This window comes from Myxococcus sp. MISCRS1 (assembly GCF_026626605.1).
GTDB lineage: Bacteria > Myxococcota > Myxococcia > Myxococcales > Myxococcaceae > Myxococcus > Myxococcus fulvus.
The window spans coordinates 7,948,871-7,963,323 of sequence record NZ_JAPNKB010000001.1; the positions used below are offsets into that span (position 1 = coordinate 7,948,871).

At 70.6% G+C, this 14,453-nt stretch carries 13 protein-coding genes; 11 read left to right on the plus strand and 2 right to left on the minus strand.

The features are described 5' to 3' along the window. Positions 1 to 126: 126 nt before the first annotated feature. A complete protein-coding gene (locus tag OWM54_RS31825) occupies positions 127 to 906 on the plus strand; it encodes a hypothetical protein (RefSeq protein ID WP_223781830.1) in 780 nt (259 codons plus the stop codon). Positions 907 to 909: 3 nt separating this feature from the next. Here OWM54_RS31825 and OWM54_RS31830 read toward each other — a convergent pair whose 3' ends face one another. Continuing rightward, complete coding sequence (locus tag OWM54_RS31830) at positions 910 to 1,536, minus strand: hypothetical protein (protein WP_267699904.1); 627 nt, start codon at positions 1,534 to 1,536, stop codon at positions 910 to 912. A gap of 319 nt (positions 1,537 to 1,855) precedes the next feature. Between OWM54_RS31830 and OWM54_RS31835 the strand changes: the two genes are divergently transcribed. After that, the gene (locus OWM54_RS31835; RefSeq protein WP_267699905.1) at positions 1,856 to 3,658 is read left to right on the plus strand and encodes an acyl-CoA dehydrogenase family protein; all 1,803 of its coding nucleotides are present in this window, start codon (positions 1,856 to 1,858) and stop codon (positions 3,656 to 3,658) included. 13 nt (positions 3,659 to 3,671) lie between these two features. Here the strand turns inward: OWM54_RS31835 and OWM54_RS31840 are convergent, their stop codons facing one another. Further along, the gene (locus OWM54_RS31840) at positions 3,672 to 4,379 is read right to left on the minus strand and encodes a PilZ domain-containing protein (protein WP_141326194.1); all 708 of its coding nucleotides are present in this window, start codon (positions 4,377 to 4,379) and stop codon (positions 3,672 to 3,674) included. A gap of 264 nt (positions 4,380 to 4,643) precedes the next feature. Between OWM54_RS31840 and mraZ the strand changes: the two genes are divergently transcribed. From mraZ to murD, 9 genes are read left to right on the plus strand one after another with little or no spacing between them, the layout of a single operon-like run. Then, positions 4,644 to 5,096 carry a division/cell wall cluster transcriptional repressor MraZ gene (gene mraZ, locus OWM54_RS31845; RefSeq protein WP_046715510.1) on the plus strand — a complete coding sequence of 151 codons (453 nt, stop codon included), beginning with the start codon at positions 4,644 to 4,646 and terminating at the stop codon, positions 5,094 to 5,096. A gap of 46 nt (positions 5,097 to 5,142) precedes the next feature. Beyond that, on the plus strand, positions 5,143 to 5,529 hold the full coding sequence (locus OWM54_RS31850; protein WP_223748271.1) for an STAS domain-containing protein: 387 nt from the start codon (positions 5,143 to 5,145) through the stop codon (positions 5,527 to 5,529). A gap of 6 nt (positions 5,530 to 5,535) precedes the next feature. Beyond that, positions 5,536 to 6,450, plus strand: a complete 915-nt coding sequence (rsmH, locus tag OWM54_RS31855) for a 16S rRNA (cytosine(1402)-N(4))-methyltransferase RsmH (RefSeq protein WP_223781833.1) — start codon at positions 5,536 to 5,538, stop codon at positions 6,448 to 6,450. Next, positions 6,447 to 6,851: a cell division protein FtsL gene (gene ftsL / locus OWM54_RS31860; protein WP_223748273.1), complete on the plus strand. Its 405-nt coding sequence runs from the start codon at positions 6,447 to 6,449 to the stop codon at positions 6,849 to 6,851. Before rsmH ends, ftsL begins: the two co-directional genes overlap by 4 nt. After that, positions 6,848 to 8,869 carry a penicillin-binding transpeptidase domain-containing protein gene (locus OWM54_RS31865; RefSeq protein ID WP_223748274.1) on the plus strand — a complete coding sequence of 674 codons (2,022 nt, stop codon included), beginning with the start codon at positions 6,848 to 6,850 and terminating at the stop codon, positions 8,867 to 8,869. Before ftsL ends, OWM54_RS31865 begins: the two co-directional genes overlap by 4 nt. Positions 8,870 to 8,923: 54 nt before the next feature. Then, positions 8,924 to 10,447: a UDP-N-acetylmuramoyl-L-alanyl-D-glutamate--2,6-diaminopimelate ligase gene (locus tag OWM54_RS31870; protein ID WP_223748275.1), complete on the plus strand. Its 1,524-nt coding sequence runs from the start codon at positions 8,924 to 8,926 to the stop codon at positions 10,445 to 10,447. A 32-nt stretch (positions 10,448 to 10,479) separates the two neighbouring features. After that, on the plus strand, positions 10,480 to 11,883 hold the full coding sequence (locus tag OWM54_RS31875) for a UDP-N-acetylmuramoyl-tripeptide--D-alanyl-D-alanine ligase (protein WP_267699908.1): 1,404 nt from the start codon (positions 10,480 to 10,482) through the stop codon (positions 11,881 to 11,883). Next, complete coding sequence (gene mraY / locus OWM54_RS31880; RefSeq protein ID WP_223748277.1) at positions 11,883 to 13,061, plus strand: phospho-N-acetylmuramoyl-pentapeptide-transferase; 1,179 nt, start codon at positions 11,883 to 11,885, stop codon at positions 13,059 to 13,061. The genes OWM54_RS31875 and mraY overlap by 1 nt, the downstream gene beginning before the upstream one ends. Positions 13,062 to 13,085: 24 nt before the next feature. After that, positions 13,086 to 14,453 (plus strand): UDP-N-acetylmuramoyl-L-alanine--D-glutamate ligase, encoded by a 1,368-nt coding sequence (murD, locus tag OWM54_RS31885; RefSeq protein WP_223781836.1) that lies wholly within the window; start codon positions 13,086 to 13,088, stop codon positions 14,451 to 14,453.

The following is a 14,453-nucleotide window of genomic DNA, read 5'->3' on the forward strand; positions in this document are numbered from 1 at the left end:
GTCGGAGGTGTCCTCGGGGACGCGGGCGGGGGTGACGTCGTGAGGTTCGGGGCGGTGATGGCGCGCGGATGCATTCATCGAGCGGCGCGAGTCTCGGGGCGACGATGGCTCGGGGGCCTTTTGTGCATGGGGCTCGCGCTCACGGGCTGTCGTGAGGAGAAGCCCGCGCAGCCCCTGCAGTCGCTGAAGCCCGAGCCGCTCCCGTCGCTGACCCCGGGGACTCAGGCCACCGCCGCCGACGACGGGGGCGCGCGGCCCCGGGTCGATGCTCCGGTCTACGGCGAGAAGCTCCCCGCCGGAGCGCTGCGGATGGCGCTCGCGGGTGAGCAGGTGCGCGTGGACGCGGAGACGTTCGAGCCGATGAACCTGGACTCCCTCGCGCGCCTGGCCTCGCGGGTGAAGGGCCGGGATGTGTTGCTCGTGCCGGACGCGGACACGTTCCTGGCGCAGGTGTCGGAGCTGTTCGCGGTGCTGCGGGACTCGGCGGGCTCGGTGTGGCTCGCGCATCCGGACGCGCCCGTCGCCTATCGGTTGGTCCTCCGCGACGAGGAGGGCTTCCGCGAGTGGCTGGCGGAGGTGGCCCCGGGAAAGCTGCGCATCATCCAGCGCGCGGATGGGTTCGAATTGAGCACGAGCGTGGGCAAGCTGCCCGGCCCGGACGCGAACGGCCCGTCGGTGCCGGTGCGCGAGGGGCGTCAGGACCTCGCGATGCTGCGCCGGGGCCTGGGGCTGTTGAAGGGGCGCTTCAAGCAGTCCGAGGACATCTGCCTGGTGCCCTCGTTCGGCACCGAGGTGGCGCAGGCGGCCAGGGCGCTCGGAGCCGTGTACACGTCCCCGGGCGAGCCCCTGTTCGAGACGCTGTGCCTCGTCTACCCGACGCCTCGGCGCGCCGGGGACGCGGGCTGAGCCTCAGGGCTCGAAGCCGAACTGGAACAGGTCCGACAGGCCGTTCGCGGTCCACGCCCGCGAGCCGACCCGCAGCGTGTCGTGGAAGCGTCCCATGACCGCGGGCCTGCCATCCGGGGTGACGGCGACGGTGCCCTCATCCAAGCCGGGGCTGCCGCGGTCCTGTCCGCCGGGGAAGGTCCGCACCCAGCGCCACGAGCCGTGGATGCGGTCGAGCTTCGCGACGTAGACGTTGGCGGCGCTCGCCGCATTGCCATCAGGAACTCCCAGGGCCGCCGTATCCGGGCTGAGGCCCTGGTAGCCGCCGATGAGGGTGACGCCGTCGTTCAGGTCCATGGCGATGGCGTCGATGTCGAAGGCGAAGTTCCACGCCCAGCGCTCCTCGCCGTCGCGTGTCCAGGCGGCGACGAAGGCGTCCTGGTCGATGCCGAGGTTGGCGGTGGATGAGTGCTCCCGTGCCGCGAAGGTGAAGGTGTTGGCGAACGTGCCGACCGCCACCACGCGGTTGCCGTGCGTGGCCACGCCGAGCGCGAAGCCGACGGCGCCGTCCAGCCGGCGGCGCCACTGGGGCTGCCCGGTGACGACACCCGCGACGAACAACGCCACCAGCACGCTCGAACTCGTTCTCATGACAGCCACCCTTCCCTGGAGGCGGAGCGCCTCCGGCCTGGAGTGAGGGGCCATGGGTGGTCATCGTGAGCGGTGTCGACGTCTGCGGGACCCCTGTGACTGTCGCTCACGCCACAGGCACGGGGCCCCGCACGTTCCGCTGCGCGGAAATACCGGACGCGAAGTGCGGAAAGCCGCGGGGAACGGACAGGCCCGCAGCGAGAAAAGGGCTGGCCCGCCTGCTTCTCCCCCTAAGATGGCGCGCTTCATAGCTTGCACGGTGGGCCGTGTGCCCGCCGGCGGAAGGGGTGTTCCTTCCGTTCACCTTGGGAGGTCTTGGATGGCCGCAGTGAATGAGCCCGCCGCGTCGAAGGAAAACCCCACCGGAGGTGCCTTCCTGTTCCAGGAGGTCGGCGCTGCCCGCGTCCTCACGCCGGAGACCTTCACGGAGGAGCAACGGCTCTTCTTCCGCACCGCGCTCCAGTTCAGCCGCGAGCAGGTGGTGCCGCAGTCCGAGCGCATCGAGCACAAGGACAACGCGCTGCTGCGCGAGCTCTTGCGACAGGCGGGCGAGCTGGGCCTGCTGAGCACGGACATCCCCGAGGCCTACGGCGGCACGGGCCTGGACAAGACGACCTCGCTCCTGCTCGCGGAGGCGATGGGCCTCAACGGCTCCTGGTCCGTGACGTTCGGCGCGCACGTGGGCATCGGCACGCTGCCCATCGTCTGGTTCGGCAACGCGGCCCAGAAGGCGAAGTACCTGCCGAAGCTCGCCACGGGCGAGTGGGTGGCGGCGTACGCGCTCACCGAGCAGGGCAGCGGCAGCGACGCGCTGGGCGCGAAGACGAAGGCGGTGCGCTCGCCGGACGGCAAGCACTGGGTCCTCAACGGCTCCAAGCTCTACATCACCAACGCGGCCTTCGCGGACGTGTTCGTCGTCTTCGCCAAGGTGGACGGTGACAAGTTCACCGGCTTCATCGTGGAGAAGGACACCCCGGGCTTCAGCGTGGGCCCCGAGGAGCACAAGATGGGCATCCGTGGCTCGTCCACGTGCCCGCTCTACTTCGAGGACGCGAAGGTGCCCGCGGAGAACCTGCTGGGCGAGGTGGGCCGAGGCCACAAGATTGCCTTCAACATCCTCAACTACGGCCGGCTGAAGCTGGGCGCGGGCGTGCTCGGCAGCATGAAGCTCAACCTGGCCAACGCGCTGCGCTTCACCCAGGAGCGCAAGCAGTTCGGCACGGCCATCGCCGACTTCCCGCTGTCGCGCGAGAAGCTGGCGCGCATGGCGATGCTCGTCCACGCGGTGGAGAGCATGACCTACCGCACCGCGGGCCTGGTCGACGCGCGCCTGGCCTCGCGGGACAAGAGTGCCCCGGACTTCGAGGCGCACCTGCTGGCCGCGGTGGAGGAGTACGCCATCGAGTCCTCCATCATGAAGGTCTACGGCTCGGAGGCCCTGGGCCACCTGCTGGATGACGCCGTGCAACTGCACGGTGGCGCGGGCTTCATCGAGGAGTACCCCATCGAGCGCGCCTACCGCGACGCGCGCGTCAACCGCATCTTCGAGGGCACCAACGAGATCAACCGCATGCTCATCACGGGCATGATCCTCAAGCGCGCGGTGAAGGGTGATTTGCCGCTGTTCTCCGTGGCGAAGAACATCGCGGACGAGCTGTCGCGCGGGGAGCGCCCCCGCGCCCGCACGGAGGACGCGCTGGCGGCGGAGGAGGTCGCCGCGGAGAGCACCAAGCGCCTGGCGCTGCACGCCCTGCGCATCGCCGCGGAGAAGTTCGGCCCGGAGCTGGAGAAGCACCAGGAGGTGCTCGCCGCGCTCTCCGACGTGATGATGGACGCGTTCGCGCTGGACTCGCTCGTCACGCGCACCCGGCAGGTGGCCGCGGGAGGGCAGGTGGACCCGGTGCGGCTGGCGCTGGTGCGCCTGTTCGCGTTCGACAGCGCCCCGCGCGTGTACGAGCGCACCCGCCGCGCCCTGTGCGCCACGCTGGAGGGCGACGCGCTGGACAAGGAGCTGACGCGCCTGCGCACGCTGGACGTCTTCACGCCGTACAACCCGGCCCACCTGCGTGAGACGGTGGTGACCGCCGTCGAGGCCGCCGGCGGCTACCCCTTCGCGGAGTAGCCTCCCGCCGCCCTCACGGCATCCGCGTCACCGCGTCCATGCCGAAGCTCACCCGCGCCTTCCACGGCGCGGGGGGCAACGAGCTCAAGGCCAGGAGCGCGTCCAGCCGCTCCTGCATGGGCGCGCGCAGCCGGCCGAACGTGGCGCCGAAGCCCGGCGTCGCCTCGGTGGCGTTCTTGCGCGGCGTGGACGCGGTCCACACCACCTCGCCGTGCAACAGCAGCGCGCCGCCCGTCAGGTCCATCTCCAACAGGAACGGCGTGCCCACGCGCACGTGGCGGGGCAGGGCGGGCGCCATCACGTCCAGCCCCACGCCGCCGCGCGAGATGTCGCGCACCAGGAAGGCCGGCGACAGAGGCGTCGCCTCCACCGCGCGCAGGTGCAAGGGCAGCCGGGGGAAGCGGCGCAGCCCCTCCTTCTCCTGCACGGAGAAGATGCGCTGGAGCACCGCGTCCAGCGCGGAGCGGTCCTCGGTGGCGCCGTAGCGCACGGTGAGCAGGTAGTCGCGCTCCGGGCGAGGCTCCACCTGCACCACCTCGCCCAGCACCTCCACGGGCCGCAGCGCGCCTCCGGCGTGCAGTTCGAAGGTGAAACGGGTGCCCAGCGGCAGGCTGCGCCGCGTGTGGAGGGTGGCGCCGCCTTGACCCACGCTGCGCGTGTACTCCCCCACCAGGGACTGCGGGCTCTTGTAGGCCACCTTCAGTCGCACGTTCGTGTTCACGCACCCGTCACTCTGCGCCCTTCTCGGGGGGAGCTCAAGTTTACCCCAGCGCCACGGGTAGGGCGCCGCGCCGCGCCAAACACCTGACCTTCCAGGTGTGACGGGTTGTCCGGATGTCGGCGTTGCACTGGCGGCGTGTTCCAACCTGTTGCGCTTTCTTGACCCCCCCCATGTGGGCGCGTATGAATGCCGCCCGGTAGTGGCAAGAAGTGGGAAGGAGTGGAGCTTCATCCCTTGATGGGCTGAAAAGGTGGATCGCCCCCCGTGTTCCGAGGCGTCTATGAGCACCAGATCGACGCGAAGGGGCGGACCAGCCTCCCGGCGAAGCTCCGGGAGACCCTGGTGGGGGCCTACGACGAGCGGCTCATCGTCACGACCGCGCTGGACCGGTGCCTGCACGCCTACCCGGTGCGGGAGTGGGAGGCGCTGGAGACCTCCCTCGCGCGGCGAAATCCCATGGAGCCCGGGGTGAAGACGCTGATGCGCCTGTACGTGGCCAGCGCCCAGGAGTGCCCGCTGGACCGGCTGGGACGGCTGCTCATCCCGCCGTCGCTCCGGACGTACGCGGGGCTGGAGAAGGACGTGGTGTGGGCGGGGATGGTGAAGGTCATTGAGCTTTGGAGCCGCGAGGGCTGGGCGAAGGCCCAGGAAGAGGCCCGCCAGGAGGCGGCCTCCGCGGACGTGATGAAGGTGCTCTCCGAGCTGCGGCAGCCGTAGTCCGGAAAGTCGACAGAGGGCTGAAGTCCCCAGAGGGTGACACCGTATGAATCAGGTTCTGGAGGTGCGGCGAGGAGCGGCGAGCGCGCTGGCGGGTGCCGGGCGCGTGGAGACGCTCATGCTGGAGGGCGAGCTGAGCGAGCAGGACCTGCTGACCCTGTGCGACGAGCTCACCCAGCGCATGCACCGGGGCCTGCGTCAGGTGGTGCTGGACCTGTCCGACGTCGGCCACCTCAACTACAAGGGCGTCAAGCCGCTGATGGCCCGCGCCGAGGCCTTCCGCCGCACCGGTGGAGATTTGAAGCTGTCCGGCCTGTCGCCGTACCTGGCGGCCATCTTCCGGGCCGCCGGCGCGCACGACGCCTTCGAAATCTACCCGCACATGAACGACGCTCGCGCCGCCTTCGGCCTCGCGCGGGCTCCCTTCGTCTGAGTGCTCGTGGGGGCCTTGGAATTCCAGCACCACACCGTCCTGCTGCGTGAAGCGGTGGAGCTGCTGCGACCGGGAGCGGGCAAGGTGATCATCGACGGCACACTCGGGGGTGGTGGCCACACGGAGGCGCTCCTGGCCCAGGGCGCGTCCGTCGTCGGCGTGGACCGCGACCCGGTGGCGCTGGCGGCGGCCACCTCCCGGCTGGGCCCCAACCCCCGCTTCCAGGGCCGCGCCGGCAACTTCGCCGACCTGCCCCGCGTCACCCAGGACCTGCTGCCGGTGGACGGCGTGCTCGTGGACCTGGGCGTGTCCTCGCCCCAGCTGGACGTGGCCGAGCGCGGCTTCTCCTTCAACAAGGACGGCCCGCTGGACATGCGCATGGGCCCGGACGGCCCCACCGCCGCGGAGCTCATCGCCACGCTGGACGAGCGCGAGCTCAAGCACATCCTCGAGGAGTACGGCGAGGAGCCCTTCGCCCGGCCCATTGCCCGCGAGCTCAAGCGCGCGCTGCCCACGCGCACGCTGGAGGCCGCCGAGGTCGTCAAGCGCGCGGTGCCGCGCAAGGCGTGGCCCAACCGCATCCACGTGGCCACCCGGACGTTCCAGGCGCTGCGCATGGCCGTCAACCAGGAGCTGGAGGCGCTGGACGCGCTGCTCTCCGCGTTGCCGGGCCTGCTCAAGGTGGGCGGGCGCGCCGCCGTCATCTCCTTCCACTCGCTGGAGGACCGGAAGGTGAAGGAAGCCTTCCGCGCGCTGGAGGGCCGCTGCACCTGCCCTCCGGGCCTGCCCGTCTGCGTCTGTCAGAGCGTGGGCAACTTCAGCGTGGTGACGAAGAAGGCCGTGTCCGCCTCGGAGGAAGAGGTGGAGGTCAACCCCCGCTCTCGGAGCGCGCACCTGCGCGTGGTGGAGAAAGTGCGATGAGCAAGGCGTCGTCCCAGCGTGGCTCCGTCTCGGTGACGGGTGTGCTGCTGCACCTGCTGCCCGCGGTCCTCCTGTTCACCCTGTTTGCGGCGGTGGGCATCCTCCACGTCACCAGCCGGGTGATGGTGGTGGACATGGGCTACCGGCTGTCGCGCGAGGAGGCCGAGAGCCGCTCGCTGACGCGGGAGAACGACCGGCTCAAGCTGGAGCTGGCCACGCTCAAGGCCCCCGGCCGGCTGGAGCGCGTCGCGCGTGAGCAGCTGGGCATGAGCATGCCTGCCGGCAGCGCGGTGGTGTCGCTGTCCGCGGAGAAGCCCTCTCGCGCCAGCGCCTCCGCCCAGGCGCCCCAGGACCCCAAGCCCGCCGTGCGCGTGGCTGGCCGTGGAGGCGCGGGCCGGTGAGGGACTTCAAGGCGACCCGGGCTCCGGAGCCCAACGCGAAGGGGCTGAAGCTGCGGGTGCAGCTCTTGTTCGGCCTCTTCCTGCTCCTCTTGGGAGTCGCCTTCGGTCGCGCCGTGCAGCTGCAGGTCTTCGAGCAGGAGAAGCTGCGGGGGATGGCGCAGGACCAGTACGTCCGCCAGATTGAGATTCCCGCCCGGCGCGGCGACATCTTCGACCGGCGCGGCACGCCGCTCGCCCAGAGCGTGGAGGTGGACTCCGTCTGGGTGGACCCGTCGATGCTGCCCGACGTGCGCCAGGCCTCGAAGCAGCTGGCCAAGGCCCTGAAGGTGGACGCGGACGAGCTGGCCGCGCGCCTGGCCCGCTCCAAGCGCTTCGCCTGGGTCAAGCGCCAGGCCAAGCCCCAGGAGGTCGCCGCGGTGAAGGCGCTGGGCCTGCCCGGCCTGGGCTTCACCAAGGAGCCCAAGCGCTTCTATCCCCAGCGCGAGCTGGGCGCGCACGTGATGGGCCTGGTCGGCATGGACGGCAAGGGCCTGGAGGGCCTGGAGAAGGCCTTCGAGGACGAGCTGTCCGGGCAGAACTCGCGCATGTCCGGCTTCCGTGACGCCAAGGGCCGCAAGCTGCTGGTGCAGGGCGCCACCGACCCCCTGGAGCGCCAGGGCGCCGCCGTCACCCTGACCTTGGACCGCCACCTCCAGTACGTGGCCGAGAAGGCCCTGGCCAAGGCGGTGGAGGAGGCCAAGGCCGTCGCCGGCATGGTGGTGGCGCTGGACCCCAAGACGGGGGAACTGCTCGCGGTGGCCAACCACCCGCGCTTCAACCCCAACACGCCCGAGTCCAGCTCCCGCGGCGGCATGCGCAACCGCGCCGCGCTGGATACCTTCGAGCCCGGCTCCACCACCAAGCCCTTCGTGGTGGCCACCGCGCTGGAGGAGAAGGCGATTACGCCCGACAGCGTCTTCTTCTGCGAGAACGGCGCCTGGCGTGTGGGGCGCCACACCATCAACGACACCCACTCCTACGGGTGGCTGGCGCCGCAGGGCATCCTCCAGGTGTCCTCCAACATCTGCATGGCCAAGATCGCCCAGGTGCTGGGCCGCGAGAAGATGGTCGCCGGCTACCACGCCTTCGGCTTCGCCGAGCGCACGGGGCTGTCGCTGCCCGGCGAGGGCCGGGGCGTCATCCCCTTCCCGAAGGCCGAAGTGTCCCTGGCCACCCAGTCCTTCGGTCAGGGCATGACGGCCACCGCGGTGCAGATCGCCGCCGGCTATGGTGCGCTGGCCAACGATGGCGTGATGATGCGCCCCTACCTGGTGTCGAAGGTGGTGGACCCGGACGGGGTGGTTCTGCTGGAGAACCGTCCCACGGAGGTCCGCCGGGTCGTGTCCAGCAAGGTCGCCCGGCAGGTGGTGGGCATGCTCGAAAGCGTGGTCGTCAAGGGAGGCACCGCGCCCCGGGCGGCCATGGATGAATACCGGGTGGCGGGCAAGACGGGCACCGCCCAGAAGGCGGACCCCGTGGCCCGGGGCTACTCGGACAAGCGTATCGCCTCCTTCGTCGGCATGGTGCCGGCCGAGGATCCTCGCATCGTCATCCTCGTGGTGGTGGACGAACCCAAGACAGACGTGTACGGGGGGCTCGTGGCTGCCCCTGCTTTCAAGGAAATTGCGACCGCCGCCATGGCCCACCTGGCCGTGCCTCCGTCTCGGACGGTGGCACCCGGGACGGCCGTGGCCGCCGCGTCCCCCGCGCCTGGCGCGGCGAAGCCGGTGGCCCGAACGGCCGTCGAGCCCGCCCGCCCGGCGTTGGAGGAAGCGGTCTCGGAGAGCCCTGAGCCCGGCACGGTGCGTGTGCCGGACGTCCAGGGAGCCGGGGGGCGTGAGGCCGTGGTGAAGCTGCTCGCCGCGGCGTTGGAGCCACAGGTACTGGGAAGTGGTCGTGTGGTGTCTCAAACCCCCGCCGCCGGCTCGCTGGTGGAGAAGGGGGCCCGGGTGACGCTGGAGATGGCGACGCGGCAATGAGGCCGCGCTTGCTCCAGGCCCCGCGCTTGCAATGCGTGTGAAGAAGGGGAAGAGATGAAGCTGACGGATGTCCTCGCAGGGTGTGGTGCCGAGCAGACCTCGGGTGGTCGTTCCGCGGTCGACGTCACCGGTGTGACCCAGGACTCGCGGCATGTGAAGCCCGGCGACTTGTTCGTCGCCATTCCCGGCACCAAGGAGGATGGTGCCCAGTTCATCGGGGAGGCCGTGTCACGCGGAGCCGTGGCGGTGGTCTCCGAGAAGCCGGTGCCCTCCTCGCAGGTGCCCTTCTTCAAGGTGGGCAGCGCGCGCAAGGCGCTGGCCCTCATCGCGGCGAACTTCCATGGCCGTCCGGCCGACAAGCTGACGTTGCTCGCCGTCACCGGCACCAACGGGAAGACGACGACGTCCTTCCTGCTGGAGGCGATGAGCGCGGCGGCCTACGTGTCCACGGGTGTCATCGGCACGCTGGGCTACAAGTTCGGCGGCAAGACGGTGCCGACGGCGAACACGACGCCGGACCCGCTGGAGCTGCACCGCATCTTCAAGGAGATGGTGGACGCGGGCGTGGAGACGGTGGTGATGGAGGTCTCCAGCCACGCGCTCGCGCAGGAGCGCGTGCACGGGCTGACCTTCAAGGCAGCGGGCTTCAGCAACCTGAGCCGCGACCACCTCGACTACCACAAGGACATGGAGGACTACTTCCAGTCCAAGCGGAAGCTCTTCGCGGAGAACCTGTCCGCCTCGGGCGTCGCGGTGGTGAACGGCGACGACACCTACGCCAGCCGCATCTACAACGAGCAGCGCGGCCAGAAGAAGATGGCGTGGAAGTTCAGCCGTCAGGGCAGCGGTGAGATTTCGGCCTCGGACGTCACGTTCTCGCTGGATGGCATCAAGGGCACGCTGAAGACGCCCTCGGGTGACATCGCGCTCAAGAGCAAGCTGTTGGGCCCCCACAACCTGGAGAACATCCTCCTGGCGGTGGGCATCGGCATCGGCGCGGGCTTCTCGCGCAGCGACGTGAAGGTCGGCATCGAGCGGATGACGCCGGTGGAAGGCCGCATGGAGCGCGTGGAGAACTACGGCCCGGGCGGAGCGCCCGCGGTGCTGGTGGACTACGCGCACACGGACGACGCGCTCAAGCGCGCGCTCGAGGCGGCGCGCTCCTTGGCCAAGGGCCGCGTCATCGTGGTCTTCGGCTGCGGTGGGGACCGGGACAAGGGCAAGCGCCCGCTGATGGGGCAGGTGGCCGCGGAGGCCGCCGACGTCGCCGTCATCACCAGCGACAACCCGCGCACGGAGGACCCGGACGACATCATCGCCCAGGTGACGCCGGGCCTGGAGAAGGCGGGGCTGCGCCGCATCTCCGCCGCCAAGGTGAAGTCCGGTGAGAAGGGCTACCTGGTGGAAGCGGACCGCCGCGCCGCCATCGAGCAGGCCATCGGCCTGGCGACCGGGGAGGACGTGGTGCTCATCGCCGGCAAGGGCCATGAGACCTACCAGCAGGTGGGCCAGGAGAAGCACAAGTTCGACGACCGGCAGGTGGCCGCCACGGTGCTGGCCGCCCGCAAACCCAGCTGAGACAAGGCGCGCGAGGCGGGCCCTCACACCCCATGGCAGCTCGATTCAGCGACGAAGAGGTGGTGCAGGCGACCGGGGCGACCCGGCGCCTGGGGCCCGGACCGACCGCCTTCGAAGCGGTCTGCACGGACACGCGGGCACTCACCCCGGGCTGCCTGTTCGTGGCGCTCGTGGGTGAGCGCTTCGACGCGCACGCCTTCGTGGACGCCGCGGCCAGGGGTGGCGCGGCGGGCGCGGTGGTGGGAAGGGGCCGCGCGCTGCCGGCGCTGCCCGAGGGCTTCGTGCTGTACGAGGTGGAGGACACGCTGATGGCGTTGGGGGCCCTGGGCCGCCACCACCGTCAGCGCTTCCGCATCCCCATCTGCGCGGTGGGCGGCTCCAACGGGAAGACGACCACCAAGGAGATGGTGGGCGCCATCCTGGCCACGCGCGGGCCGGCCCTGAAGACGGAGGGCAACTTCAACAACGAGATTGGTGTCCCCCTGACGCTGTTCCGGCTGGAGCCCCAGCACGTGGCGGCCGTCATCGAGGTGGGGATGAACCGCCCGGGTGAAATCGAGCGGCTCACCCGCGTGGTGCGCCCCGACGCGGGCGTCATCACCGTCGTCCAGCCCGAGCACCTGGAGGGGCTGGGCAGCCTGCAGGGCGTGGCGGACGCGGAAGGGGAGATGTTCCAGGAGATGGGGCCGGGCACCACCATCGTCGTCAACGCGGACGACGCGCTCATCCCCGCGCAGGCCGAGCGCAGCACGGCGAACCGGCTGACGTTCGGCCGGACGGACGGCGCGGACGTGCGGCTGGTGTCGGTGGAGACGAAGGGTCGTGACGGCATGGTGGCCACGGTGCGGCACCTGGGCCGCGAGTGGCCGGTGCGGCTGTCGTTCATCGGGCCGCACAACGCGCAGAACGCCACGGCGGCCTTCGCGGTGGCGCTGGCCCTGGGCTACACGCCGGAAGAGTGCGTGCGGGGGCTGGAGGCGGCGCGGCCGTACTCGCGGCGGCTCAACGTGCTGGACGGGCAGGGCGGCGTGACGGTCATCGACGATTGCTACAACGCCAACCCCGCGTCCATGGACGCGGCGCTGGAGACCCTGGGCACGCTGGTGCCCTCGGGCGGCCGGGCGGTGGCGGTGCTGGGCGACATGTTGGAATTGGGCCCGGGCGAGCTGGAGGAGCACGCGCGCCTGGGCGAGCAGGTGTCGGGCAAGGCGGCGCTGGTGGCGTTCTTCGGCCCGCGCTCGGCGGAAGGCTTCAAGCGCGCGGGGCTGGCAGAGGCCGCGGCGCATTTCACGGAGGTGGAGCCGCTGGTGGCGTGGTTGACGCCGCGGCTGCGCCCCCAGGACGTGGTGCTGGTGAAGGCGAGCCGCGGCATGCGGCTGGAGCGGGTGGTGGCCGCGTTGACGGGCACCCCGACGTCCTCCGGAGGAAACCACTAGTGCTGTACCTGCTCTACGAGCTCATCCAGAACACGGAGGCGGGGCGCATCCTCAACTTCTTGCGCTACCCCACCTTCCGCATCATCGCCGCCGGGGTCTTCGCGCTCGTGCTGGGCATGCTGATTGGTCCGCGCCTCATCGCGAGCTTGCGGCTCAAGCAGCACGGGCAGAGCAACGTGCGGGAGGACACGCCGGACTCGCATCAGAAGAAGAAGGGCACGCCCACCATGGGTGGCGCGCTCATCCTCATCTGCATCGCGGCGGGCACCCTGTTGTTCGCGGACCTGAAGAGCCGCGTCGTCTGGGTGGTGCTGCTGCTCACCTTCGGCTACGGCTTCATCGGCTTCCTGGACGACTGGCTCAAGCTGTCCAAGCGCAACTCCAAGGGCCTGGCGGGCCGCAAGAAGATGGTGCTGCAGACCTTCTTCTACCTGGTGGCGGTGTTCGGCCTGCTCACCACGTGGACGCAAGCGGACGGCTCGTTCGGCCCCACGCTGCTCATCAACACGCGGCTGACCTTGCCCTTCATCCCCTCGCACTGGTTCAACCTGGACCTGGGGTGGTTCTACGTCGTGTTCGCGTGGGTGGTGGTGGTGGGCACGTCCAACGCGGTGAACCTCACCGACGGCCTGGATGGCCTGGCCATCGTGCCGACCATCGTCTCCGCGATTACGTTCGCGGTGCTCTGCTACGTGGCGGGCACCACGCTGAGCATCGCCGACTCGGTGACGGTGGGGGGCACCACGAAGCTGGTGGCCACGCCGCTGTACCAGTACCTGGGCATCCTCCAGGTGAAGGGCGGCGCGGAGCTGGCGGTGTTCTGCGCGGCCATCGTCGGCGCGGGCATCTCCTTCCTGTGGTTCAACACCTACCCGGCCTCCGTGTTCATGGGTGACATCGGCTCGCTGGCGCTGGGTGGGGCCCTGGGCGGGCTCGCCGTGCTGTCCAAGAACGAGGTCGTCTCCGCCATCATCCACGGCATCTTCTTCGCGGAGGCGCTGAGCGTGATGATTCAGGTGGCCTCGTTCAAGATGACCGGCAAGCGTGTGTTCAAGATGGCGCCGGTGCACCACCACTTCGAGCTCAAGGGCCTGGCCGAGCCGAAGATCATCGTCCGTTTCTGGATCGTCTCCATCCTCTGTGGTGGCGTGGCGCTCCTGTCGCTGAAGCTGCGCTGATTCCCCCAAGGGGTGGTGCCTCCCATGTCGCTCTCGCTGTCCGGGCAGAAGGTGTTGGTGTACGGGCTGGCGAAGAGCGGCGTCGCGGCGCTCCGCCTGTTGTGTCGGCAGGGCGCGAGCGTGACGGCGCTCGACGCTCGCAGCGAGGAAGCCCTGGGCGACGTGGCCCGTGAGGTGAAGGCGCTGGGGGCCGCGCTCGTCACCGTGCCCGCGCCGCCGGGCCTGTTGGAGTCGCAGGCGCTGGTGGTGGTGAGCCCGGGCGTGCCGCTGGCGCTGCCGGAGCTGCGCGCGGCCGCCGCGGCCCGGGTGCCCATCTGGGGCGAGGTGGAGCTGGCGTGGCGCGCGCTCACCGCCGTGCCGCTGTTCGGCATCACCGGCACCAACGGCAAGAGCACCACCACGGCGCTCACCGGGGAGCTGTTCGCCAAGGGCGGCCGGCGCACCTTCGTGGGCGGCAACCTGGGGCGGCCCTTCAGCGAGGCGGCGCTCACGCCCTCGGACTGGGACGCGCTGGTGGTGGAGCTGTCCAGCTTCCAGCTCGAGGGCATCCAGTCCCTGCGCCCGCGCGGCGCCGCCATCCTCAACCTCACGCCGGACCACATCGACCGGTACGCGAGCCACCAGGAATACGGCGAGGCCAAGGCGCGCATCTTCCAGCACCAGCGCGACGGCGACTTCGCGGTGGTGAACGCCGACGACGCGGCCGTCATGGGCCTGGCGGCCCAGGCCCGCGCGCCGGTGTATGGCTTCAGCGTCACGGGCCGGCCGGTGGTGGACGCGCCGAGGCTCGCGGGGCTCGCGGTGGCGAAGGACGGCGGCTTCCGGCTGGAGTTCCTGGGCGAGTCGTACCGGCTGGACAACCGCGCGCTGCGCGGCGCGCACAACGCGCAGAACGCGATGGCGGCGGCGCTCCTGGCGCGGCTGGGCGGTGTGCCGGCGGACGCGGTGCAGGCGGGGCTGGACAGCTACCCGGGCCTGCCCCACCGGTTGGAGAGCGTGCGGGTGCTGGACGGGGTGGAGTGGGTGAACGACTCGAAGGCCACCAACGTGGACTCGGTGCTGGTGGCGCTGCGCGCGTTCCGGGACGGGGTGTGGCTGATTGCTGGTGGCAAGGGCAAGGGCGCGCCGTACGCGCCCATGGTGGAGGCGGGGCGGGGCAGGGTGAAGGGCGTGCTGACCATCGGCGCGGATTCGGAACTGCTCGCCCGGGCCTACGAGGGGCAGGCGGCGGTGCATGCGTGCGGCACGCTGTCGGCGGCGGTGGCGAAGGCGCGCGAGCTGGCGAAGGCGGGGGACACGGTGCTGCTGTCGCCCGCGTGTGCGTCGTACGATCAGTTCAAGAACTTCGAGGACCGGGGCGACAGCTTCAAGCGCCTGGTCGGAGCGCTGTGA